This is a genomic window from Nonomuraea cavernae (genome assembly GCF_014646355.1).
Classification (GTDB): Bacteria; Actinomycetota; Actinomycetes; order Streptosporangiales; family Streptosporangiaceae; genus Nonomuraea; species Nonomuraea cavernae.
The window spans coordinates 483,860-505,487 of sequence record NZ_BMNH01000001.1; the positions used below are offsets into that span (position 1 = coordinate 483,860).

The following is a 21,628-nucleotide window of genomic DNA, read 5'->3' on the forward strand; positions in this document are numbered from 1 at the left end:
TTCAGACACTCCCTAGGGACAGGCCTCGGGCGAAGAGGCGCTGGGTGGCGAGGAACAGCAGGACCGTCGGCAGCGAGCAGACGAGCCCGGCGGCCAGCCCGACGGGCACCGGGGTGCCGGCGTAGACGTCGGTCATCAGCCCGGCGAGCGCGGTCATCACCGGCCGGACGTCCGCGGTCGTGCTCAGGGTCAGGCCGAAGATGAGGTCGTTCCAGATGAAGGTGAACTCGAGGATGAACACGGCGGCCAGCGCGCTGGTCGAGATCGGCAGGTAGATGCGCCAGAAGACGCGCCAGGTGGACGCGCCGTCCATCCGGGCCGCCTCGAAGATCGAGAACGCGACGCCGGAGTAGAAGTTGCGCAGCACGAACGCGGCCAGCGGCACGTTGATCGCCGTGTAGATGAGGATCATGCCGAGCCTGGTGTCGTACAGGCCGGCGTCGCTGTAACCGACGAAGAGCGGCACGAGCAGCATCTGCGACGGGAAGACGGTGCCGCCGAAGATCAGCAGGAACCACCAGAACCCGTGGCGCAGCCGCAGCACCACGATCGTGTAGCCGGCCAGCGCCCCGATGACGACGCCGAGCAGGGGCGAGACGACGCTGTAGAGGGCGGTGCTGGCCAGGCTCTGGCCCAGGTCGGCGCTCGCCAGCGCCCTGCCGAAGTTGGCGAGCAGCTCGAAGTCGCCCGACGGCAGCCACGCCGACCCGGGGTCGTACGAAGCGGCCGGCCGCGAGGCGTTGACCAGCAGCAGATAGGTCGGGCCCAGCCAGACGAGGCCGAGCACGATCAGCACGGCACGGCGGATCATCGCACCTGCCTCCTGAGATAGAGGTAGGACGCCAGCCCGGTCACCACGGTGAGCAGCACGGCCACCGCGGAGCCGTAGCCGTAGTCGCTGGCCACGAACGTCTCCTTGTACATCGTCACCGCGAGCGTCTCGGAGTTGCGCCCCGGCCCGCCCTGCGTCATCACCCAGACGATGTCGAACGTCTTCAGGCTCGCCACCAGCGCCAGGCCCACCACGACGGCGGTCAGCGGCCTCATCAGCGGCCAGATCACGTATCGGAACAGCCGCCAGCCCGACGCGCCGTCGATCCGCGCGGCCTCGATCGGCTCCTTGGGGATCGACTGCAGCCCGACCACGAACAGCAGCGTGTTGACGCCGAGCTGCTGCCACGTCCACACCAGCAGCATGGCGAGGGTGTTCTGCGGCGCGTCCTGTAAGAAGGCCGTGTCGACGCCGAGCAGCTGGTTGGCGATGCCGTCGTGCGACAGGATCGGGCTCCACACCAGCCCGAGCCCGGCCCCGCTCAGCGCGTACGGCAGCATGAACGGCACCCGATACCAGGCGCCGCCCTTGAGGTCGTAGGACAGCACCGCCACCAGCAGGCCGAGGCCCACCGGCAGCACCATGGTGCCGATCACCCAGAGCAGCGTGTTGCGGATCGAGGTCAGCAGCGCCGGGTCGTCGAGCAGCTTGACGAAGTTGCGCGGGCCGGTCCACTCGGGCGGCGCCAGGCCGTCGTAGCGGGTGAGGCTCAGGTACGCGGTCCACAGGAAAGGCGTGTAGAGCAGCCCCGCGACCAGTAAGGCCGCGGGGGCCACGTACCCGAGCCGGAAGCGGCCGAGCATGGGGGTGCGCGTGCTCATGGCTTCACGAGGCTCACTGGTGCGTGCTCCAGTACTCGTCCGCCTCCTTCTGGATGGTCTCCAGAACCTCCTTGTAGCTGCCGGGCTCGGTCACGAACTTGCCGAACCCGTCGAGCGCGGCCGTCAGGATGGGGGGCGGCGTGGCCTCGAAGTAGCGGTTGACCAGGCGATACCTTCCGCTGCCCGCGTCCTTGGTGACCTGGCCGAGCGCCTCGTCCTTGATCTCCACCTTGGGGTTGGCGCTCACGTCGCCGCGGGTCGTGGCCCACTTCTCCTGGGCCTCGGCGGTGGTCCACCAGGTGAGGTACTTCAGGCTCGCCTCGGGGTCGTCGGCCTTGGCCAGCGAGCAGAGCGGGCCGCTCTCGAAGATCATCGACGTCTTGGGCAGCGAGGCGTTGACGTTGGGGATCGTGAAGAAGCCGTAGTCGGCGCCGGCCTTCATGTCGCGCTGGGTCATGCTGGTGTTGAACCAGGTGCCGAAGGAGACCATGGCGGCCTTGCCGTTCTTCAGCACGTCGCCCGGGTCGGTCTTGTCGCCAGGATTAATGAAATATCCGGCGTCGATGAGTTCCTTCCACTTCTCCATCACCTGGACCACGCCCGGGTCGGTGTACTTCGCCTCGCCCGTGGACAGCCGGTCGTACAGGTCGGGGTCCATCCCGGCCATGAGCTGCTCGAACCAGACGAAGGAGAACAGCACGCTGGTGTGGTAGAACGCCTTGACGTCGTTCTTCTTCAGCGTCTCGGCGACCGTGATCAGCTCGTCCCAGGTCGTGGGCGGCCGCAGGCCGTGCTTGTCGAAGATCTTCTTGTTGTAGAACATCCCCCAGTAGGCGACGTTCATCGGCACGCAGTACTGCTTGCCGTCGATCGTGTAGTAGGGCGCCAGGTCCTGCGACAGGTCGCCCGCCTTGATCGCCTGCTGCCAGACGGCCGTCGTGTCGGCCACCTGCTTCTGCTTGACGATCTCCTCCAGCATCCCCCCGGTCTGCCAGGTGAACAGGTCAGGCTTGACGTTCGTACGGAACGACGCCTTGATGAAGGCCTGGTACTGGGCCGAGTCGGTGTAGCCCGTCGGCTTCATGCCCAAGCCGATCTTCTCCTTCGACAGGACGCCCATCTCGTCGAAGAACTTGGTCCACGCGCCCTTGTCGTTGTAGAGCGTCAGCTCGGTCTTCTTCTTCGCGGGCGCCTCGGCGCCGTTGCCGCCACAGGCGGCGAGGACAACGGCCGCCACGCCGAGCACGGCCATGCGTGACCGGATCATTTCCCGGCCTCCTTGCTTCACTTGGGGGGGTGGTGCAACCTCTGCTCGATCACCGTCTTGACGTCCACCAGATGAGCCCGCATCCGCTCCTCGGCCGCCGCGGCGTCGCGCGCCACGATGGCCTCCAGGATCGACAGGTGCTCGTCGTGGTCGCGGCGGCGGTCGTCGAAGATCTGCAGGATCTCCCTCTGCTCGGGTCCGTGAACGGTGAGCAGTGAGTCGACGACCTCGTGCAGCACGCTGTTGCCGGCCAGCCGCGCGGTCGCCCGGTGAAAGGTCATGTTCGTGTCGTGGAGCTCGGCGTCCTTGCCGTCGAGATGCCTGGCGGCGGCGTCGAGCACCTGTTCCAGCGCCGCGAGCTCGGCGCCGTTCGCCCGCTCGGCGGCCATCGCGGCCAGCGGCGGCTCGATGACGATGCGCGCGCCGAGCAGCTCCAGCAGCTGGGCGGCGTGCATCTCGCGCATGTTGGGGTTGGGCAGCACGAGGCGCTCGATGTCGGCGCCGACATAGATGCCGGAGCCGTGGCGCATCTCGATGGCCCCCGTGGCCTCAAGTCTGCGCAGTGCCTCACGCAAGGTCGGGGTGGTGACGGCGAACCGCTCCGACAGCACCCTGGTCGAGGGCAACCTGTCGCCCGGCCGATGCCCGCCGGTGCGGATGAGCTCCAGCATGCGTTCGGTCAGCGCGTCGGAAAGTGTCGGCCGTGTTACCTCGGACATATCAAGTGATCTAATCACTTTTCGTCATGGCCGTCTATGAGGAGAGTATTTTTCTCGTCATCAGGCGGATGACGGCCCGCTCGTCCCGTTCGCTCGTGAAGTCACGCCGGGAGCAGGGCCCGCATCAGCCGCACCTGCTCCGTACGCGACGCCTCCACCTGCCCCGCCCACCGCCTGACCTCCGGATTGACCCCGGCCGTGAGGTGCTCGCCGGCCATCCGCGCGGCGACGCCCTGGTGCGCGATCATCAGGTGGAGGAAGTCGCGCTCGAACCTCTTCGAACTACGCGAGCTCCGCAGCGCCGCGATCCGCTGACGGTCGGTCTCCGGCAGGCCGCCGTGATCGTCGTGCGACCCCGACGCGGCCGTCAGCGGCTGGTCCCAGGCGTGCAGCCAGCGCAGCATCATCTCGACCTCGGCCTGCTGCGTCGTCTCGACCGCGGCGGCCAGCGTCTTCAGCTCCGGCGTCCGCGCCCTGGCCGCGCCCAGTCTGGCGAGCTCGATGCCCTGCCGGTGATGCTGCACCATCATCTGCACGAACATCACGTCGTCGGCGTCGACCGGATCACTCGCGGGCTCGGCCACCCCGCAGGCGGCCACCAGCAGCAACCCCAGGACGACGAGCCAGTGCGCCACTCCGCCGCGTTCCCGGATCGAGCTCTCGCGCACCGGCGCTCCCTGGGCATTTGGTAAGAAACCTTCCTAATGGTTGGGCATTTCGTCCCACCCCGCAAGGGCCCCCTCAAACAGCCGATATTGCAGGCGAACACCCTCTGGTCGTTTCTTTGGGCATCCGACCCGTTTCGCGGCTTTTTATGGCTCTAGGCTGTGCGCTGTGAATCCTGGGCGGATGGTCATCGACGGCCGTTTCGAGCTGCTGGAACAGTTGGGAAGCGGCGGCATGGGCACGGTGTGGCGCGCCCACGATCTCGCCCTCCAGCGGGAGGTGGCGCTGAAGGAGGTGCGCCCGTCCGGCTCCGAGCAGATGGACTCGGACAGGGCCGGGATGCTCCGCGAACGGGTGCTGCGCGAGGCCCGCGCGCTGGCCCGGCTGCACCATCCCAACGTGGTCGCCATCCACCACATCGTGGACTCCTCGATGACGCCCCACCCGTGGATCGTCATGGAGCTCGTACGCGGCCGTTCGCTGCAGGAGCGCCTGGCGCACGGACCGCTGGCCCCGGCGGAGGCGGCGCACGTGGGGCGCGGCATCCTCGCCGCGCTGCGGACCGCCCACGCGGCCGGCATCTGCCACCGCGACGTCAAACCCGCGAACGTCCTGCTGCGCCCCGACGGCAGCCCGGTGCTCACCGACTTCGGCATCGCCGCCCTGCACGACGCACCCGGGCTGACGGTCAGCGGCGAGGTGGTCGGCTCCCCCGAGTACATCGCGCCCGAACGCCTGCGCGGCCAGGAGGGCAACCCCGCCTCCGACCTGTGGTCGCTGGGCATGCTGCTGTACGTCGCGGTCGAGGCCCGCCACCCCATGCGCCGCGACACCCCCATCGCCACGCTCGCGGCCGTGCTGAACGGCCACGTCCCACCGCCCCGCCAGGCCGGTCCGCTGACCCCCGTGCTGACGGCACTGCTGACACCCGACCCCGCCGCCCGGCCCGACGCCGCGCGGCTCGACTGGCTGCTGGCCCAGGCGGCCGCCGGTCAGCCCATGCCCGGCTACCAGCCGGCGTCGCCGGGAAGCCCGCCCGTGCCCGGCTACTCGACGATGCCCAACCGCCGCCCCCGCCGGCTGCGCGCGGTGACCATCGCCGGAGTCGCCGCGCTCGGCGGCATCCTCGCCACGGTCCTGGTGCTGCTCCCCCGGACCCTGAACGACCTCGCGAGCCCGACGACGTCCGCGAACTCGCCGTCCGCCACCGACACTCCCCAAGTGACCGCCAGCGACGCCCCCGAGACGACCGCCACCAACGCTCCCGTGGCCACCGCCACCGACGAACCGTCGCCGCAGGACACCCCGACCGGGTCGCTGCTGACCCCGGCGGGGATCAAAGCCGTGATCCCCCTCCTGGAGAAGGCTTCAGGCGGCACCGAGTTCACCGGCCTCACCGTGTACAAGGAGTACGCGATCGCCCAGGCCCCGGTCCGCGGCAGGAAGAATCTCTACGACACCTACACCTACCGCAACGGGCAGGTCACCCGGGACACCGGAGGAACCCTCAGCCCCGACGACGCCAAGGTCAAGCTGAGCTCCTTCAACTGGGACGCCCTGCCCGCCCTGTGGCGCACCGCCGACAACAGGCTCGGCATCCCCAAGGCGACCAGCCGCTACTTGATCGTGCACGGCTCCTGGACGTTCGCGGACGACCAGCCCGTGCTGCTCGCCTACCTCTCCGACGAGTACGGCGGCGCCTACCTGGCCGCCGACATCAAGGGCAAGGTGCTGACCCTCATGCCCAGGGACGAGTGACCGCCGCGCGTCAGCCTTCTTCGGACACTCCCAGGTACTTCACACACCTGTCTCCAGCCGACACCTTGTCGCGTACCGGTCAGCGCGGCGACGGCAGTACGGACAGATCGCAGGCGTAGGCGTCGGCAGGTGCGCTCAGCACCCACACGATCATCGCAGCGACCGTCTCCGGCCGGATGCACAGCTCGGGATCGTACGGCCGACCGAAGGCGCTCCTGACCTCGCCGAGGAGGTCGGTCGCCGTTGGGCCGGGATAGACGGTGGTCACGCGCACCCCGCGGGCCGCCTCCTCTTCGCGGAGCGAATCGGCCAGCTCGCGCAGCGCCGCCTTACCGGCGACGAACGACGACCAGCGGGCGACTCCGGTCATTCCGGGCGCCGCGTTAACGAAGACCACGTGACCACGTGAGCGCCGTAGCGCGGGCAGCGTCAGCCGTACGAGTTCGGCGGCGGAGGCCACGTTCACCGCCAGCGTCCGTCGCCACGTCTCGGGGTCGGTGTCGGCAACGGCCGCGACAGGGGAGATCCCCGCGCAATGCACCAGCGCGTGCACCTCCCCCAACTCCCCCGCGTCCTCCGCCGCGCCGATCGTGACGGCAAGCGTCCCAGGCTCGGCGAGATCCACCTCGATCCCGGGCACAGTCAGCCGCCCGACGTCGCGCCCCACGGCAGTCACCCGATGCCGGGCCTCCACCAGCGCATCGACCAGCGCCACCCCGATCCCACCGGTGGCCCCGGTCACCAGCACGTGCCCCATGACGGCTCCCATCCCCTGGTCCACGGCGTGGTCATCGTACGCGCCTGGCGATGACCGGGACTCAGGCCCGCGAGCCGTAGGCAGGGCCGAACACGACCAGCAGCGCCAGATCCTCGGTGATGTCCACGAAGCGGTGTTCCTCGCCTGCCGGCACGAAGATCACCGCACCGGGTCCGACCTCCGCCTCATCGCTCGGTGTCACGATCCGGGCCCGACCTGAGGTCACCACGTAGATCTCGTCCTCGGTGTGCGGGCTCTGGTTGTCGACCCCGCCCGCCGGGATGCAGTACGTCCCCACGGACAGGTCTGACACCTTGAAGTGCTCAACCCAGTCGTTGGCGGCCCCGGCAGCCGGCGGCGCCCATTCCCCGGCACCCTTGATGATCTCCATGGCGGCCAACGTACGGCGTTCGCCCGCGACCGCGCAAAGGTGGCCGGATCTCGGTCAGCTTGACCTCAAGCTCGGTTGAGGCGCCATTCTGGCCCGCATGGACCGGATCGGCTCCGGCCTCGGCCCCTCGGGGCCGCGTGTAGAACTGGTGCGAAGGACGCTGGTAGACGTGGGCGGCCTCCGAAGAGGAGAGCACAAACCCTGCGACGGATACGACCGGAAGGTTCTGCGATCGGAACCAGCCGGAGGATGTGTGGGTTCTCGCCTGAACCTTCGGCGGTGCCGTGCGGCGGACACGCAAGGCACCGCACCGCCTGCCACTGCACTTACCCGCAGCCCCCGATTCCGGACCTGAGCTTCCAGAGCCCGTATTCCGACCGCAGTCTCAGCTTCCGAAGCAGGCACCTCGAGTCGTGCACCTGACTCACTCCCGCCATCCGCTCCAGCCGACGGCGCGGGGAGTCCAAGTCGGCCGCGGACTGCACCCACAGCCGGTACGACGCAGGCATGTCCGACATCCTGGTGGCCGAGACAAGTGCTTCGTTGTCCGCGTACGCCTCAACGAAGTTCCGGTACGCAGTCGCCTGGTCTTCGTACTCGTACGATTCGAGCCCGGGGATCCGCTCGATGACGGCGACGATGGCCTTCCTCTCCTTGACCGTGACCGCCGACTTGTTCGCCTTACCCCGTCCACGCAGACAGGCAGGCTTGAACGAGTCCTTCTCGCATAGAAATACGGACATATCCGACGCTTGGGGTGCCGCCGCACCGTCGACGTGGCTGTCCGCATGGTCGACGGCGAGCCCTACACCTGGCCGCCGGTTCGCCAAGGCCACGATCCGGGTTCGGTCGGCCACTCCAGACACCCGCACGCGGAACGACTCCGGCACGTCTTTGGCATGCACACTCGCCAGCACCTTCTGCTGGCCGGCGAACTCCTGGCGGAAGTTCGCGTACGCCGCCGCCCGGCTCACGAAGCGCACCTCGGTCACCTCAGGTGTGGCCTGTAGGAACGTCTCGATGTCCCGCCTCTGCTTCGCCGTGGCGTACCGCTTGTGACACCCATACGCGGACGGCGTACACAAGAAGACAGCGATCTCCCAGTCGTCGCTGAAGTTGATCTCCGGGGCATGCACCGCCTCGGCGGACACGACCGGCCCGGTCATTCCTGAGAGCGCCACGACGGCCGCGACCGTCACCCGCCATGACCAGCGCTTCACCGCACTCCTCGCTTGACGATCAGAGGGCTCGGATCGGGGGGATCTTGCTGCCGGCAGTTGCCGGCAATGCATGATCGCATGGGTGGGTCGCAGCGTCTCCCGGGCGGGTCGTCACCCGTCCCGCCAGGCCTGGCAGGTGCCTTCCACCTTTACGCTCACGGTCGCTCCGGCCGCCACCGGGACGGTATGACCCGGCACCCGCGCGGTGATCCGGGAGCCGTCGATCAGGTGCAGGGTGACGGTCGCGTCGTGGCCGTGGAAGTCGTGGCCGACCACGGTCGCGGTCACCACCGGGTCGACCGGTGCCGGGGCGATGCGGATCTGCTCGGGGCGCACCATCACGGTGAGCCGGCTCGTCCCGGCGGGCACCTCACCGACCGTGATCGGACCAAGGGCTGTGGACAGCGTGGTGCCGCCCGTGCCCGGCCGGGCGCCGTTTTCAGCTGGTAGGAACACCGCCTCGCCCACGAACGCCGCCACCCATGAATCGGCCGGCTCCCGGTAGACGTCGACCGCCGGGCCGCTCTGGAGCACCCGGCCGTCGCGCATTACCGCGACCTGGTCGGCGACTGAAAGGGCCTCACTCTGGTCGTGGGTGACCAAAATGCCGGTCGCCTCGTCGGCCCGCAGAGCCGCTCGCACGTCGCGCCTCAGTTCGGTGCGCAAGCCGGCGTCGAGCGCGCTGAACGGCTCGTCGAGCAGGATGACGGAAGGCCGCGGCGCCAGCGCTCTGGCGACCGCCACGCGCTGCTGCTGGCCGCCGGACAGATGATGCGGCATCCGCTTCCCGTAGCCGGACAGACCCACCAGGGTGAGCACCTCCTCGACCCGGTCCGAACGGCGTTCCTCGCGGCTCAGGCCGTACCCGACGTTGTCTCTCACCGACAGGTGCGGGAACAGCGCGCCCTCCTGCGGAACGATGACGATGTGCCGGCGTTCCGGGGGCGTGTGCACCCCCGGACCGGCGACGGTCCGTCCGTCGACGACGATCTCGCCGGCGTCGAGCCGTTCGAAGCCCGCCACGCAGCGCAGCAAGGTCGTCTTGCCGCAACCGGACGGGCCGAGCACGGCGAGCAGCGTGCCGCTGGGCACGATCAGGTCGGCTCCGGCGAGCGCGACCACCGAGCCGTAGCGCTTGGCGATCCCGCGTAGTTCCAGACGGCTCATTTCGAGGACTCCCGGGTGAGAATGCCGGTGCGCGCGGTGAGCAGCCACGTGGGCACCGATGACAGCACCACGAGCAGTGCCGCGTAGGGGGCCGCGGCCGCGTAGGCGGCCACGGTGGTGTGCGTCCACAACTCGGTGGCGAGGGTGTCGGTGCCGGTAGGACGGAGCAGCAGTGTGGCTGGCAACTCCTTCATGCAGGTCAGGAAGACCAGGGCGGCACCGGCCCCGATTCCGGGCAGGGTGAGCGGCAGAGTCACGGTGCGCAGCACGACCAGCGGCCCCTTGCCCATCGATCTGGCGACGTCGTCCAGGATGGAGGGCGCCTGGGCCGCCGCTCCGGCGACCGCGGTCACCGCCAGTGGGAGGAACAGCGCGGCGTAGCCGAGCGCGAGCAGCCAGGTGGTCTGATAGAGCGGGTAGGCCAGAGTGACCCCGAAGGACACCAGAGACAGGCCGATGACCAGGCCCGGGAGGGCGTGACTCAGGTAGGCGAGACGATCGAGCAGTGTGGTCGACGGGCCGGGCGCCTTGGCGCTCAGCAGGCCCAGCGGCAGCGCGAGCAGCATGGTGAGCGCGGCCCCCGCCAAGGAGAGCGACAGCGAGTTGCCCATGGCGGCGGCCACTTCGGCCCAGGCCCCCGGCCGTGACGCGCCCTGGATCATCCGGTGGGTGAGGCTCACCGCGGTGACGCCGAGCGAGAGCCCTGCCAGGGCGACCAGCATGAGGACCGCGGGCCACCGCATCCGGGCGAGGTTGAGCCGGGCCGGGACCCTACGGACGCCGCCCAGATGGGCATAGCGAGCGCCGCGTCGTCGGCTGGCCGTCTCACCGGCGAGGATGAGCATCGTGAGCATGACGAGCACGCTCGACAGCACCAACGCGCCGGTCCGATCGAAACCGAGGTCGAAGGCGACGAAGATGGCCCGGGTGAAGGTGTCGGTCCGCACGATCGACACCGCACCGAAATCCGACAGAACGTACAGCGCCACCAGCAGCGCACCTCCGGTGAGCGCGGGGCGGATCTGCCGTAACGTCACGCCGGTGAAAGTGCGCCAAGCGCTCCTGCCCAGCGACCGTGCCACCTCCTCCTGCGCCGGGTCGGTCCCGTTGAGCGCCGCGGCGACGGGCAGGAAGACGTACGGATAGGAACACAGAGTCAGTACGAGTGCCGCCGCCCAGAAGCCCTCGAACCCGTCCAGGGTCGATCGCCAGGCGAACGCGGCGATGTAGGTCGGTACGGCGAGCGGCAGGGCCGCGAGGATGGCGAACGCGCGCCTGGCTGGAAGGTCGGTGCGTACGACCAGAAACGCCGAGCCGACCCCCAGCACGAGGCATCCGGCGGTCACCAGCGCCGCCAGACCGAGAGTGCGGAGCGCGAGCCACGCCACTCGCACGGTGAGCAGTTCCTCGGCGATGCGGGCCCAGCCGGCTTCGGCCGTTCGGACGCCGAGGTAGACCACGGGAACGAGCGCGACCGCGACGGTCACCACCGAGAGAACGAGCAGCAGCGGCCTGCGCGGACGCCCGGCCGCCCGCTGGGCCCACCGGACGGGTCCGTCACGACGAACCCGCCCGTCAGGGTGCGAGGACCTGTTCAGGGAACGAGTCCCGAATCCTTGATCAACGCGATCGTGGCTTCCAGCTGGTCCAGGTCGTTGAGGTCCACCGTGGGCACCCGCAGCTCGCTGAGCGGGGGCACTCCGGCGGGCGGGGCGGCGCCGCTGACGACCGGGTATTCGAAGGTCTCCTCGGCGAAGTACTTCTGCGCGTCGGCGCTGAGCAGGTACTTGACGAAGGTCTGCACCTCGGGGCTCTCGGCGGCCTTCTTCAGCACGCCGACGCCCGCGACGTTGACCAGCGCGCCGCTGTCCCCGTTGGGAAAGAAGTGCAGCTTGGCCGTGAGGGCGTCGGGCGTCGTGCCCTGCTCCTTGGCCAGCTCGCCCAGGTAGTAGTGGTTGATGAGGCCGACGGCGAGCTTGCCGGAGTTGACCTCTTCGAGGATCGGGCCGTTGCCGTCCCGGATCTGCGGCTCGTTCGCCTTGAGCCCGGCCAGCAACTCCTTGGCCTTCGCCTCGCCGTGCTGGACCACGATGGCGGTGACGAACGCCTGGAAGGAGGCGTTGGTCGGGGCCACGCCGACCTTCCCCTTCCACTCCGGCTTGGTGAGGTCGAAGACCGACGTGGGCAGCTCAGCCTTGGGCACGAGATCGGGGTTGTAGACCAGGACTCTCGATCGAGCCGTGATGCCGACCCATTCCTTGCTCTTGGCCCGGTACGTCTCGGGCACCTGGCCCACGATTTCATCCGGAAGCGGGGCGAACATCCCCTTCTTCGCCACGGCGCCCAGCGCCCCGGCGTCCTGAGCGAAGAACGCGTCCGCCGGAGACCTGTCACCCTCTTCCAGCAACTGGCCGGCCATGGCGGCGGTGGCGGCGTACCGAGCTTCCACGACGATGCCGCTCTGCTGGGTGAACTTGTCCAGCAACGGCTTGACCAGTGATTCGCTGCGTCCGCTGTAGACCGTGATCTTCTTCTCATTCGCGGCGGAGGTGCCGGAACCGTTGTCGGACGCGCCGCCGCATGCGGTGAGTCCGAGCGCCAGGACACTCGCGACCAGCGCGACTACAGCCTTGGGAGCTTGGACGGACACAGTGATATTCCTTTTGTCGGCGAAGAGAGAGTCCAGCCAAGACTCCCACCACGGCACTGCAGAAGTTAGCTGAGCCTAACCTTGCCGTGGAATGCCCAACAAGGCACCCCCTCGATTTCCGAAGCAGACCGGCGACGCCCGCATCCGCGCGGACGGGAGCGCCTTCGAGTTGGAGCCTCCTCCGCCGGAAAGTCGAGGTGCGTGCCACCTGACCGTCGCCGTCGTGAGCAAGGAGACCATCGAGCCGGCGTTCCTGGCCGCCGTCCAGCACCTGCCTCCCAGGCAGCGGGCGGCGTTGATTCTGCGTGACGTGCTCGGCCGGTCGGCAAAAGGAGACCGCCGCGCAGCTCGACACCAGCATCGACTCGGTCACAAGCGCGCTGAAACGGGCGCGATGGACCTTGCGGCTCACCTTCCGGAACGGCGAGTCGAATGGGCGCCGTCGGCGACTCCGACCGCTTCGGAGCGGAGGAAGGCCGACAGCCGGTCAGGCCGAGGCGGACATGGCGGGCCGGAGCAGCCGCTTGGCCTCGTCGTGGTGGCCGGCCATCTCGCGCAGCGTCTCGCCCGTCGCCTTCAGCACCGACAGGCGGGCGCCCGGGTTGTCGCGCAGGGCTCGGGCGACGGCCTTGACCATGCCGCTCATCGCCAGCGTCTCGCGCGGGTCGCGGATCCTGGAGTAGACCTCCAGGATCCGGCGGACCCCGTCGGGCCCGTCGGTCAGCCCGCGCAGCAGCTCGATCTGCACGTACGCGAGCCCGTCGCCGCGCCCGAGCAGGTTCGTCCAGTGATACATGATCAGGCACTGCGCGTCGCGTGACCGTTCCCAGGCCCGCGTCGCCTGGTCGAGCGCCGCGGGGTCGTCCACCACATCGGCGACGCGCTCGCCGAGCAGCCGCCCGAACCTGACGGCGTCGCGGATGCCCTGCGCCGTGACCGGGTCCTTGAAGTGCCCGGCGTCGCCGACGAGTGCCCAGCCGGGGCCCGCCGACGTGCGGAAGAACGAGGGATGCACGGCCGAGCTGACGATCTTCGTCGCCCTGGTGCACCCCTCCAGGCGCTTCGCCAGCCCCGGCACCAGGCCGACGGTACGGTGGAACTCCGTCTCCAGGTCGCCCCGGAAGTCCGCGGCCCGCGCGGCCGGCGGCATCAGCAGCACCATCGACAGCCCGCCGTCGCAGGGGAAGGCGTTGCCCAGCTCCTGCCCGGTCAGCCACATCGCCGCGGTCGTGCGCCACTCCTCACGCGGATCCTCGTAGTACGCGTAATAGCAGGCCCGGCCGTTGGCGTGGGAGATCCGCGGCTGCTCGGCGCCGACCAGGCGGGCGACGGTCGAGCGGCGCCCGTCCGCGCCGATGACCAGGTTGGCGCGCACCTCGTACTCCCGGCCGCCGCGCTCGCTGACCTTCACACCGACGGCCCGGCCCCCCTCCCACAGGAGGTCGACGACGCGGTGGCCCTCCCTGACCTCGGCACCGGCCGCGCGAGCCGTGTCGACGAGAGCAGCGTCCAGCGCGGTCCGGCGCACGCACATGCCGTAGTCGATGCCGTCGATCGGGGTGTAGCGGCCGGAGGCGGCGTGGCCGGGGCCGCCGACGAAGGCGCGGGACAGCTTCGGCGCGCCGATCTTCTCGACGCGTTCCAGGGCGCCGGCCCTGGCCAGTTCGGCGACGCCCGAGGCGAACAGCAAATGGGTGGAGACCGTGGTGGACGGAAACCGCGCCGGGTCAACGGCGATCACCTTGCAGCCGCGCCGTGCCAGAGCGGCCGCGGCGGCGGAGCCCGCGCAACGTGCTCCCGCGATGACGACGTCCGCCTGCTCTGCCATGTGGCCTCCTGGCGCGCTAACCGACTCTAGTGTCGGTTTTATGCCTACGACAGGCGCGTCGTCAACAGGTCGAGGGTAGGCTGCCGGACATGGCGAGCCAGGAGCCGAGAAAACGCATGCGGGGTTCAGCCCGGCGGGCCCGCATCACCGAGGCGGCCCTGGACGTCTTCGCCGCCCGCGGCTACCACGCCACCGCCATGGAGGAGATCGCGTCGGCGGCCGGGGTCACCCGCTCGGTGCTCTACGACCACTTCCCGTCCAAGCGGGTCCTGCTCATCACGGTTCTGCAGGAGCAGAACGCACGGCTGGTCGCACACATCGGCGCCCGCATCACCGGCACCGGCTCGCCCGGCCGGCGGCTGCGCGCCACGCTGGACGCGTACTTCAGCTTCTCCGAAGACTGGCCGGCCGCACGCCGCCTGCTGTTCGACCACACCGATGAGGACGATCCGGAGATCAAGATCGTCCGCTGGGGCATCCGCGAGACCCGCACCCGCTCGGTCGCCGTCATGCTCGGGCGCGACCTGCGCAACCTCGGGCTCGACCCCGACAGCGACACCGCGCACGCCGTCGTCGAGTTGCTCATCTCCGGCACCGACGGCCTCGCCCAGTGGTGGGCCAAGAACCCGTCGATGCCGCGCGGGCAGCTCGTCGAAGCCGCCATGCTCGTGCTGTGGAACGGTCTGTCCCAAACTCCGGGACGCACATCCATGTCTTGACAGAAGTGATCCGCGGGTTCATCGTCTCGCCTAGCTGAACGAACAGTCGTGTCGGTTAGCTATCGGCGAGCGGAGGCCGGTTCATGGCAGAGCAGGAAATCCAAGACAACGGACAGGGCGGGATCAACCGGCGCAGGTTCGTCACCGGCGCGATGGCCGCCGCGGCGGGAGCGGCCACCGGCCCGTTATGGGGCGCGGAGGGCGCCAGGGCGGCCGCCCCCGCACTCATCAGCAGCAGCGCCGGCCACAGGGTGGCGGTCTTCGGGGCCGGCATGGGCGGCCTGAGCACCGCCCACGAGCTGGCCGAACGCGGCTTCCAGGTCACTGTGTACGAGCGCAAGATCCTCGGCGGCAAGTCCAGGAGCATCCCGGTGCCCGGCACCGCCACCGGAGGGCGCAAGGACCTGCCCGGCGAGCACGGCTTCCGGTTCTTCCCCGGCTTCTACCAGAACCTGCCGGACACCATGAGCCGCATCCCGTTCGGCTCCGGCACCGTGCGCGACAACCTGGTCGCCGCCAGCCTCACGGCCATCGCCTACCGGCAGAAAATGTTACGCGTCCCCATCCCCAGTGAACTGAGCAGCGGGCTCACCCCGGAAGTCATCCAGGACTTCTTACGGAGCGCGCTCATCGCGGGCACCACCATCCCGCTCACACAGGTCAACTTCTTCCTGTCGAAGATGATCACGTTCATCACCAGCGGTCCCCGCCGGAAGCTCGGCCAGTGGGAGAACATGAGCTTCTCCGACTTCACCAAGTCCGACAACATGTCGGTCGAGTACCGCGAGCTGCTGACCAGGATGTTCACCGCCTCCCTGGTGGCCGCCCAGCCCGACCGGGCCAACACCCGCACGATCGCGATGATGTTCGAGGCGCTCCTCTACAGCGGGCTCGGACTCGGCCCGTACGGCCCGCCCGACCAGGTGCTCAACGGCCCGTCCAACGACGTGTGGATCGACCCCTGGATCAACTACCTGACCGGGCTCGGCGTCCAGTTCAAGGTCGGCTGGACCGCCACCGGGTTCGACTACAGCAGCGGCCGGATCACCGGCGCCCGGGTGACCGACCCCACAGGCGCCGTCGGCACCGTCACCGCCGACCACTACGTGGCCGCGATGCCCATCGAGCGCCTCACGCCCCTCCTGTCGACCGCCATGAAGTCCGCCGATCCCCAGCTGGCCAGGCTGAGCAACCTGGAGACGGACTGGATGAACGGCGTCATGATCTACCTGAAGCAGCCCACGCCGATCGTCAAGGGCCACATGGTCTACGCCGGCACCCCGTGGGCGCTCACCTCGATCAGCCAGGCGCAGTTCTGGACGACCGACTTCCCCGCCACCTACGGCAACGGCCAGGCCCGCGACTGCCTGTCACTCGACCTGTCCGACTGGAACACCCCGGGCATCCTGTTCGGCAAGACCGCCAAGCAGTGCACCCGCCAGCAGATCGTCCAGGAGGTCCTGGCCCAGGTCCGCGCCGTCACCCCCAACGGCGCCCAGTTGCTGCCGGACTCGCTCGTCCACAGCTGGTTCGTCGACCCCGCCATCACCGGCGAGGGCACCCCGGCGGTGGCCAACGACGAGCCCCTGCTCATCAACTCCCCCAGCTCGTGGGCGAACCGCCCCGACTCCGTCACCCGGATCCCGAACTTCTACCTGGCCGCCGACTACGTCCGCAACAACATCAACCTGGCGACCATGGAAGGCGGCAACGAGGCGGGCCGCACGACGGCCAACGCCATCCTCGACGCCGCCGGCTCCTCCGCGACCAAGGCCCAGCTGTACGACCTGTACCTGCCGCGCGAGTTCCAGACCCTCTACGACCTGGACGACGTCCGTTATCGGCTGGGCCTGCCCAACAAGTTCGACCTCCTCGCCCCGTACTGGCCGTGACGCCTCTGATCACTTTTTCCCGTTCTGTCGGTGCCGACCAGTTGACCCAGGGTCGGCTGTTCGGCCGAAGCGGACATTTTGTACCGCTCGGTTACGAAAGCTACCATGCACCTTTTGTACCGATCGGTTGCACACCGATTCGTCATCTCTACCGATCGGTAGGATGGGCTCATGAGCACCGAGACGCCGACCATTGGACGACCGCGGGCGTTCGACGAGGAGGCGGTCCTCGACCGGGCCGCCGAGGTCTTCTGGCGACACGGCTACGAGGGTGCGTCAATGACCGCCCTCACCAGTGCGATGGGCATCAACCGACCGAGCCTGTACGCCACGTTCGGCAGCAAGGAGCAACTGTTCGAGCGCGCCTTCGCGCGCTACCGCGAGACCCAGTTGGCCAACGTCCGCGCCGCACTCGACCGACCCACCGCGTACGCGGCCATCGAAGCGTTCCTGCGCTCCAGCGCCGACGGCCTCACCGCCGGCGATCACCCCCTGGGTTGCCTCTCCATCCAGGGAGGCCTGGCCTGCTCGCCCGAGAACGCCCGCATCTCCGAGGTCCTGGCCGCCGGCCGGGCCGCCAACGAAGCCGTCGTCGAAGAACGGCTGTCTCGCGCGGCAAGAGAAGGAGACCTCCCGCCCGGCGTGGACCACCGGGCACTGGCGCGCTTCGTGATGGCGCTCAGCGAGGGATTCGCCGTCCACGCCGCGTCCGGCACCAGTCGTGAAGACCTGCAGGCTTCCGTCAACGTCGCCCTGCGAGCCCTCGTCCCATCCCAGTCCTAACGGACACCGCTCCGCCCGCTCGCGAACCTCTCCGACCCGGACGCCGGACCCGGTAGAGGCGCTGATCTGTCGCTTAGACACTCAGAAGCCCCTCAAGGGATCTTGAGGGGCTTCTGACCTGGAGCCGCCTTCGGGATTCGAACCCGAGACCCCTTCATTACGAGTGAAGTGCTCTGGCCGACTGAGCTAAGGCGGCGTGCCGTACGGCTTGGAAGAGTCTACAGGAGCCGCGGGGCTCTTCGCTCCCGACGACCAACTGAACCTGGGACAGATCGCACCGTCCCGCGGTTATTTCGACGTCCCCGCCTCAAGGATGGAGACGATGGAGAAGAGAGTGAAGCAGACGGCCCCAAGACCGACCATGACCCGGGCCGGGATGAAGAAGGAAGCGGCCGTGTCCGCGGCTTCGAAGAGGAAGGCCCCGAAGAACAGGCAGGCCAGTGCCGTGATCACCGGGATCATGGGAATGCGGTTGGCGAGAGGGAAGGTCCGGCGCCAGACCAGGGCCAGGAGCAGGGCCTTGGAGAGGATGCTGTAACAGACCAGACCGAGCCCGATGAGGATGCAGCCGGGGGCGATGCGGTAGGGCTCGTCAGAGGCGGCCAGGACGTAGGCGCCGAAGAGGAGGTTCATGGTGCCCATGGCGATGACGAGCCAGCCCCAGCGGTAGCGCTCAGGCTCGTCGAAGGCGTTGCGTACCTGGCGGACGATGCTGGCGACCAGGGCGATGAGGCTGGCACAGACGGCGGCGAGGCCGAAGACGACACGACCGGCGGTGTAGTAGGCGCTGCCGCCCTGGGCCATGAGAATGAAGGCGTAGACGAACCCGACAAGGGCGCAGACGACGGGGATGGCTATCAGGATCCTGCCCACGGCTGACGAATAGGCGTTCGGGGGCGGATCGTCCTCCGGCATACGGGCGGCGTTGACCGGAATGAGGGCGAAGCAGGTCGAGGAGGTGGCCACGGTGCTGACACAGGTGCTGATCAGGCCGACACCGACGACCACGTGGCCGGCCACCACGTACTGAGCTTCGTCGCCTCGGGTGATGAGGACGATGCCGTAGGTGATGGCGACGAGGGCGGCCAGGTAGCCGGTCAGGGGCAGGATGACGCGCCAGGCCAGGTTGTAGCGGTAGATCAGCTGACGGATGATCGTGGCCGCGGTGGTGAAGAGCGCGTAGCAGATGGCGGCCAGGGACACGACCACGTGACCGGCCACGAAATGGTTGGGGTCCGAGCCGCCCGTGAGGATGTACCAACCGAAGGCGACGCAGATCACCCCCATCACCAATGGGATGGCACGGAAGACGACGCTCATCGCAAAGTTCACTGTTACCCCCCGATAAACAGCCATGCCTGCTCCGGAAAGTGGCATGTAGCAACAACTTACGCTGACTGTTTTCGGGTCTGGTCGGGGGCTCCCAGAGGGGCACATTGTCAGGTCCGTGCCGCCTGCCCTACCGCTGCTCCTCCAGGGGCGAGGCGCCGCCGTCCGCGCCGTACACCTTGTCGTGCTGTTGCCGTGGTGAGCAGACAGAGGCCGAAGGGCAGGCGCAGCGCCGTCCCCCGTCGTCCAGACGGACGGTGACCGTGTCGGCGGGCACGTTGTGCCCGACCACGCTTCCATCTCCTTGAGGCGTGCTCACGCGGCTTCCCGTGCGAGGCATCCTGTTGCGCGTCTCGACGTAGAGCGGATGCTCGTACTTCAGGCAGCACATGAGCCGCCCGCAGGCGCCCGCGATGCGCAGTGGGTTGACCGGAAGGTCCTGGTCCTTGGCCATGCGGACCGAGACGGGCTCGAAATCCTTGAGGAACGTCGCGCAGCACAGGTCACGGCCGCACGGCCCGATGCCGCCCTGGAGCCGCGCCTCGTCACGCGGGCCGATCTGCCGCAGCTCGACCCTGGCCCGGAGATTGCGGGCCAGATCACGTACGAGGGCGCGGAAGTCGACGCGATGCGGGGCCGAGAAGTAGACCGTGTAGACGTTGTCACTGTCGAGATAGTCGACGCCCACCACCTTCATGGGCAGTGTGTGCCGCTTGATCAGGCGTTTTGACACGCTCCGGGCCTCGGCTCGGCGGCGTTTGTTGGTCTCGTCGCGCGAGAGATGTTCGTCGGCCGCGATGCCCTCGCAGACCGGCAGCCCGTCGATGTCCTCGCTCGTATATTGCGGCGCCCACACGCACTCGGCCACCTCTGGCCCAGAGTCCGTCGGCACCAGCACCTTGTCGCCGACCTTGGGGCTGTGCCCGCCCGGGTCGAGGTAGTAAAGCCTTCCATAACGGGTGAAGCTCACGGCCATGATCATTCCCATGGGCTCGTGCTCGCCTCCTGACGGCCTCGGGGGTTCTTGCGGCCTTCGGTTGACACAGTACGTCTGCGGACGCGCGTCGCGTGAGTGCCCCATGATGATCTCGTGCCACACATCTTCCGCGACGGCGCCGGGAGGCCGTATCGCAGCTGAACGTCGACCCGGAACTCCTCACACCTGTTGTCGACTCCGTCCATACGGCCCGGCTTGTCGACGACGTCGTACGGAGACCTTCCCCTTACCCGTTTAAACGATTATCGTCGATTAACGATGAATGAGGGCGATAGACCTCTGGCACGCGCCGAGGCGGAAGAGTACGCGAGCTGGTTCAAGGCGCTCGCCGACGCCACCCGCATCCAGATCGTCTCCCTGCTGGCCAGGCGGCGAGAGCCGATGAGCGTGGGTGAGATCGTCGCGGCCTCCGGAGTGGGGCAGTCCACGGTCTCCCACCATCTGAAGATCCTCGCGGAGGTGCGGTTCGTGCTGGTCACGCGTCACGGCACCTCCAGCCGCTACCGGATCAACGAGAACTGCGTGAGCTGCTTCCCCACGGCGGCCGATGTCGTGATGGGCAACCCCGTGCCGGCAACCCCGGTGTGCGAGTGAGGAGAGATCTCTGATGGCTGATGACGACGTGGTCAAGCGCTATTCCGGTCTGGCCCGGGCGGCGCTGCTCGGCCGGGTGATCGTCGACTGCGGCGCGGCGGAGTTCGAGCAGGGGTGTTTCGGTACGGCCGACTACGACGACACCAGTGGTCTGCCCGCCGGCGCGCTGAAGGCGAGTCTGGGCTGCGGCGACCCGGTGGCGGTCGCCGGGTTGCGCGAGGGCCAGACGGTGCTGGACCTGGGCAGCGGCGGTGGCCTCGACGTGCTGCTCTCGGCGCGCCGGGTCGGCCCGCACGGCAAGGTCTACGGCCTGGACGCCAGCGCGGACATGATCGCTCTGGCTCGTGCCCACGCCGCCGAGGCCGGGGCGGCCAACGTGGAGTTCCTGCACGGCGGCATCGAGGCGATTCCGCTGCCCGATCACGCGGTGGACGCCGTGATCTCCAACTGCGTGATCAACCTGTCCGACGACAAGTCCGCCGTGCTGGCCGAGGCGTTCCGGGTGCTGCGGCCGGGCGGCCTGTTCGGGGTCAGCGACATCGTCACCGACGGTTCGGCCGATCCGGCACGACGGGCTGCCGCCGAGCAGCGGGTCGGCTGCGTCGCAGGTTCGCTGGAGGCCGAGGAATACCGGGCGCTGCTGCGGCAGGCGGGCTTCGTCGGCATCACCGTACGGCTGACGGCCGCTCACGGCGACGGCGTCCACTCGGCCATCGTGCGGGCGAGCAAGCCCGCCATCGGGCCGGGGCTGGAGATCCGGCCGATGTGTGACGCGGACGCGGCGCAGGTGCTGGAGATCTATCAGGCGGGCCTGGACAGCGGCCAGGCCAGTTTCGAGACCACCGCACCCGACTGGGAAAGCTTCACCTCGGGCAAGCTACCGCACCTGCGCTATGTCGCCGTCGACACCGACAGCGGCGAGGTTCTCGGCTGGGTCGCCGCCTCAGCGGTCTCCTCGCGCCCGGTCTACGCCGGCGTGGTGGAGCACAGCGTCTACGTCCACCCCGGCTGCCAGGCCCACGGCATCGGCCGCTCCCTGCTCGGCGCGTTCATCGCCGCAGCCGAGGACGCCGGCGTCTGGACCGTCCAGGCCGGGATCTTCCCCGAGAACACCGCCAGCCTGACCCTGCACCAGACGCTCGGCTTCCGGGTGGTCGGCACCCGCGAGCGCATCGGCCGCCATCACGGCCGCTGGCGGGACGTGGTGCTGCTGGAGCGCCGAAGCGCCCGCTGAGTGT

At 68.8% G+C, this 21,628-nt stretch carries 20 protein-coding genes and 1 tRNA gene; 6 read left to right on the forward strand and 15 right to left on the reverse strand.

Annotated elements, in window-relative coordinates; translation table 11 throughout:
• Position 1: 1 nt before the first annotated feature.
• The 5 genes from IEY82_RS02240 to IEY82_RS02260 form a co-directional block, all read right to left on the reverse strand.
• Positions 2-811 carry a carbohydrate ABC transporter permease gene (locus tag IEY82_RS02240; protein ID WP_189122222.1) on the reverse strand — a complete coding sequence of 270 codons (810 nt, stop codon included), beginning with the start codon at positions 809-811 and terminating at the stop codon, positions 2-4.
• Positions 808-1,653 carry a carbohydrate ABC transporter permease gene (locus tag IEY82_RS02245; protein WP_225262026.1) on the reverse strand — a complete coding sequence of 282 codons (846 nt, stop codon included), beginning with the start codon at positions 1,651-1,653 and terminating at the stop codon, positions 808-810. Before IEY82_RS02245 ends, IEY82_RS02240 begins: the two co-directional genes overlap by 4 nt.
• 13 nt (positions 1,654-1,666) lie before the next feature.
• Positions 1,667-2,920 (reverse strand): ABC transporter substrate-binding protein, encoded by a 1,254-nt coding sequence (locus tag IEY82_RS02250; protein ID WP_189122223.1) that lies wholly within the window; start codon positions 2,918-2,920, stop codon positions 1,667-1,669.
• 17 nt (positions 2,921-2,937) lie between these two features.
• Positions 2,938-3,639, reverse strand: a complete 702-nt coding sequence (locus tag IEY82_RS02255) for a FadR/GntR family transcriptional regulator (protein ID WP_189122224.1) — start codon at positions 3,637-3,639, stop codon at positions 2,938-2,940.
• 101 nt (positions 3,640-3,740) lie between these two features.
• Positions 3,741-4,307, reverse strand: coding sequence for a DUF305 domain-containing protein (locus IEY82_RS02260; RefSeq protein ID WP_189122225.1), 567 nt, complete (start codon positions 4,305-4,307; stop codon positions 3,741-3,743).
• A 166-nt stretch (positions 4,308-4,473) separates the two neighbouring features.
• Here IEY82_RS02260 and IEY82_RS02265 point away from each other — a divergent pair, with 166 nt between their 5' ends.
• A complete protein-coding gene (locus tag IEY82_RS02265; protein WP_225262028.1) occupies positions 4,474-6,063 on the forward strand; it encodes a serine/threonine-protein kinase in 1,590 nt (529 codons plus the stop codon).
• Positions 6,064-6,142: 79 nt separating this feature from the next.
• Here the strand turns inward: IEY82_RS02265 and IEY82_RS02270 are convergent, their stop codons facing one another.
• The 7 genes from IEY82_RS02270 to IEY82_RS02300 all read right to left on the reverse strand — a co-directional run bounded on the left by IEY82_RS02270 (position 6,143) and on the right by IEY82_RS02300 (position 14,076).
• Entirely contained in the window at positions 6,143-6,844 is a 702-nt protein-coding gene (locus tag IEY82_RS02270) for an SDR family NAD(P)-dependent oxidoreductase (protein ID WP_225262030.1), read from the reverse strand.
• Between the two features lie 37 nt (positions 6,845-6,881).
• Positions 6,882-7,211, reverse strand: coding sequence for a cupin domain-containing protein (locus IEY82_RS02275; protein WP_189122226.1), 330 nt, complete (start codon positions 7,209-7,211; stop codon positions 6,882-6,884).
• A gap of 326 nt (positions 7,212-7,537) precedes the next feature.
• On the reverse strand, positions 7,538-8,431 hold the full coding sequence (locus tag IEY82_RS02280) for a permease-like cell division protein FtsX (protein ID WP_189122227.1): 894 nt from the start codon (positions 8,429-8,431) through the stop codon (positions 7,538-7,540).
• A gap of 111 nt (positions 8,432-8,542) precedes the next feature.
• On the reverse strand, positions 8,543-9,598 hold the full coding sequence (locus tag IEY82_RS02285) for an ABC transporter ATP-binding protein (protein ID WP_189122228.1): 1,056 nt from the start codon (positions 9,596-9,598) through the stop codon (positions 8,543-8,545).
• Entirely contained in the window at positions 9,595-11,085 is a 1,491-nt protein-coding gene (locus IEY82_RS02290; protein ID WP_225262031.1) for an ABC transporter permease, read from the reverse strand. The genes IEY82_RS02285 and IEY82_RS02290 overlap by 4 nt, the downstream gene beginning before the upstream one ends.
• Positions 11,086-11,192: 107 nt before the next feature.
• On the reverse strand, positions 11,193-12,248 hold the full coding sequence (locus IEY82_RS02295) for an iron ABC transporter substrate-binding protein (RefSeq protein ID WP_225262032.1): 1,056 nt from the start codon (positions 12,246-12,248) through the stop codon (positions 11,193-11,195).
• 487 nt (positions 12,249-12,735) lie between these two features.
• The gene (locus IEY82_RS02300; RefSeq protein WP_189122229.1) at positions 12,736-14,076 is read right to left on the reverse strand and encodes an NAD(P)/FAD-dependent oxidoreductase; all 1,341 of its coding nucleotides are present in this window, start codon (positions 14,074-14,076) and stop codon (positions 12,736-12,738) included.
• 116 nt (positions 14,077-14,192) lie between these two features.
• Here IEY82_RS02300 and IEY82_RS02305 point away from each other — a divergent pair, with 116 nt between their 5' ends.
• The 3 genes from IEY82_RS02305 to IEY82_RS02315 all read left to right on the forward strand — a co-directional run bounded on the left by IEY82_RS02305 (position 14,193) and on the right by IEY82_RS02315 (position 17,470).
• Positions 14,193-14,795: a TetR/AcrR family transcriptional regulator gene (locus tag IEY82_RS02305; protein ID WP_189122230.1), complete on the forward strand. Its 603-nt coding sequence runs from the start codon at positions 14,193-14,195 to the stop codon at positions 14,793-14,795.
• Between the two features lie 83 nt (positions 14,796-14,878).
• Positions 14,879-16,687: a hydroxysqualene dehydroxylase gene (locus IEY82_RS02310; RefSeq protein WP_189122231.1), complete on the forward strand. Its 1,809-nt coding sequence runs from the start codon at positions 14,879-14,881 to the stop codon at positions 16,685-16,687.
• 171 nt (positions 16,688-16,858) lie between these two features.
• A complete protein-coding gene (locus tag IEY82_RS02315) occupies positions 16,859-17,470 on the forward strand; it encodes a TetR/AcrR family transcriptional regulator (RefSeq protein WP_189122232.1) in 612 nt (203 codons plus the stop codon).
• A 119-nt stretch (positions 17,471-17,589) separates the two neighbouring features.
• Here IEY82_RS02315 and IEY82_RS02320 read toward each other — a convergent pair.
• The 3 genes from IEY82_RS02320 to IEY82_RS02330 form a co-directional block, all read right to left on the reverse strand.
• A tRNA-Thr gene (locus tag IEY82_RS02320) sits at positions 17,590-17,666 on the reverse strand.
• 92 nt (positions 17,667-17,758) lie between these two features.
• Positions 17,759-18,790 (reverse strand): DUF2776 family protein, encoded by a 1,032-nt coding sequence (locus IEY82_RS02325; RefSeq protein WP_229697522.1) that lies wholly within the window; start codon positions 18,788-18,790, stop codon positions 17,759-17,761.
• A 139-nt stretch (positions 18,791-18,929) separates the two neighbouring features.
• Complete coding sequence (locus tag IEY82_RS02330) at positions 18,930-19,775, reverse strand: PSP1 domain-containing protein (protein ID WP_373291445.1); 846 nt, start codon at positions 19,773-19,775, stop codon at positions 18,930-18,932.
• Between the two features lie 279 nt (positions 19,776-20,054).
• On the opposite strand from IEY82_RS02330, the gene IEY82_RS02335 reads away from it, so the two are divergent.
• Positions 20,055-20,390, forward strand: coding sequence for an ArsR/SmtB family transcription factor (locus tag IEY82_RS02335; RefSeq protein ID WP_189122234.1), 336 nt, complete (start codon positions 20,055-20,057; stop codon positions 20,388-20,390).
• A gap of 13 nt (positions 20,391-20,403) precedes the next feature.
• Positions 20,404-21,624: a GNAT family N-acetyltransferase gene (locus IEY82_RS38820; RefSeq protein ID WP_225262033.1), complete on the forward strand. Its 1,221-nt coding sequence runs from the start codon at positions 20,404-20,406 to the stop codon at positions 21,622-21,624.
• Positions 21,625-21,628: the final 4 nt, after the last annotated feature.

Bases quoted from the DNA above. Each gene is read 5' to 3' on its own strand.
- IEY82_RS02255 (WP_189122224.1), bottom strand. From the start codon at position 3,639: ATGTCCGAGGTAACACGGCCGACACTTTCCGACGCGCTGACCGAACGC.
- IEY82_RS02300 (WP_189122229.1), bottom strand. From the start codon at position 14,076: ATGGCAGAGCAGGCGGACGTCGTCATCGCGGGAGCACGTTGCGCGGGC.
- IEY82_RS02315 (WP_189122232.1), top strand. From the start codon at position 16,859: ATGAGCACCGAGACGCCGACCATTGGACGACCGCGGGCGTTCGACGAG.
- IEY82_RS02285 (WP_189122228.1), bottom strand. From the start codon at position 9,598: ATGAGCCGTCTGGAACTACGCGGGATCGCCAAGCGCTACGGCTCGGTG.
- IEY82_RS02330 (WP_373291445.1), bottom strand. From the start codon at position 19,775: ATGGCCGTGAGCTTCACCCGTTATGGAAGGCTTTACTACCTCGACCCG.
- IEY82_RS02305 (WP_189122230.1), top strand. From the start codon at position 14,193: ATGCGGGGTTCAGCCCGGCGGGCCCGCATCACCGAGGCGGCCCTGGAC.
- IEY82_RS02310 (WP_189122231.1), top strand. From the start codon at position 14,879: ATGGCAGAGCAGGAAATCCAAGACAACGGACAGGGCGGGATCAACCGG.
- IEY82_RS02335 (WP_189122234.1), top strand. From the start codon at position 20,055: ATGAATGAGGGCGATAGACCTCTGGCACGCGCCGAGGCGGAAGAGTAC.
- IEY82_RS02325 (WP_229697522.1), bottom strand. From the start codon at position 18,790: ATGAGCGTCGTCTTCCGTGCCATCCCATTGGTGATGGGGGTGATCTGC.
- IEY82_RS38820 (WP_225262033.1), top strand. From the start codon at position 20,404: ATGGCTGATGACGACGTGGTCAAGCGCTATTCCGGTCTGGCCCGGGCG.
- IEY82_RS02250 (WP_189122223.1), bottom strand. From the start codon at position 2,920: ATGATCCGGTCACGCATGGCCGTGCTCGGCGTGGCGGCCGTTGTCCTC.
- IEY82_RS02240 (WP_189122222.1), bottom strand. From the start codon at position 811: ATGATCCGCCGTGCCGTGCTGATCGTGCTCGGCCTCGTCTGGCTGGGC.
- IEY82_RS02275 (WP_189122226.1), bottom strand. From the start codon at position 7,211: ATGGAGATCATCAAGGGTGCCGGGGAATGGGCGCCGCCGGCTGCCGGG.
- IEY82_RS02245 (WP_225262026.1), bottom strand. From the start codon at position 1,653: ATGAGCACGCGCACCCCCATGCTCGGCCGCTTCCGGCTCGGGTACGTG.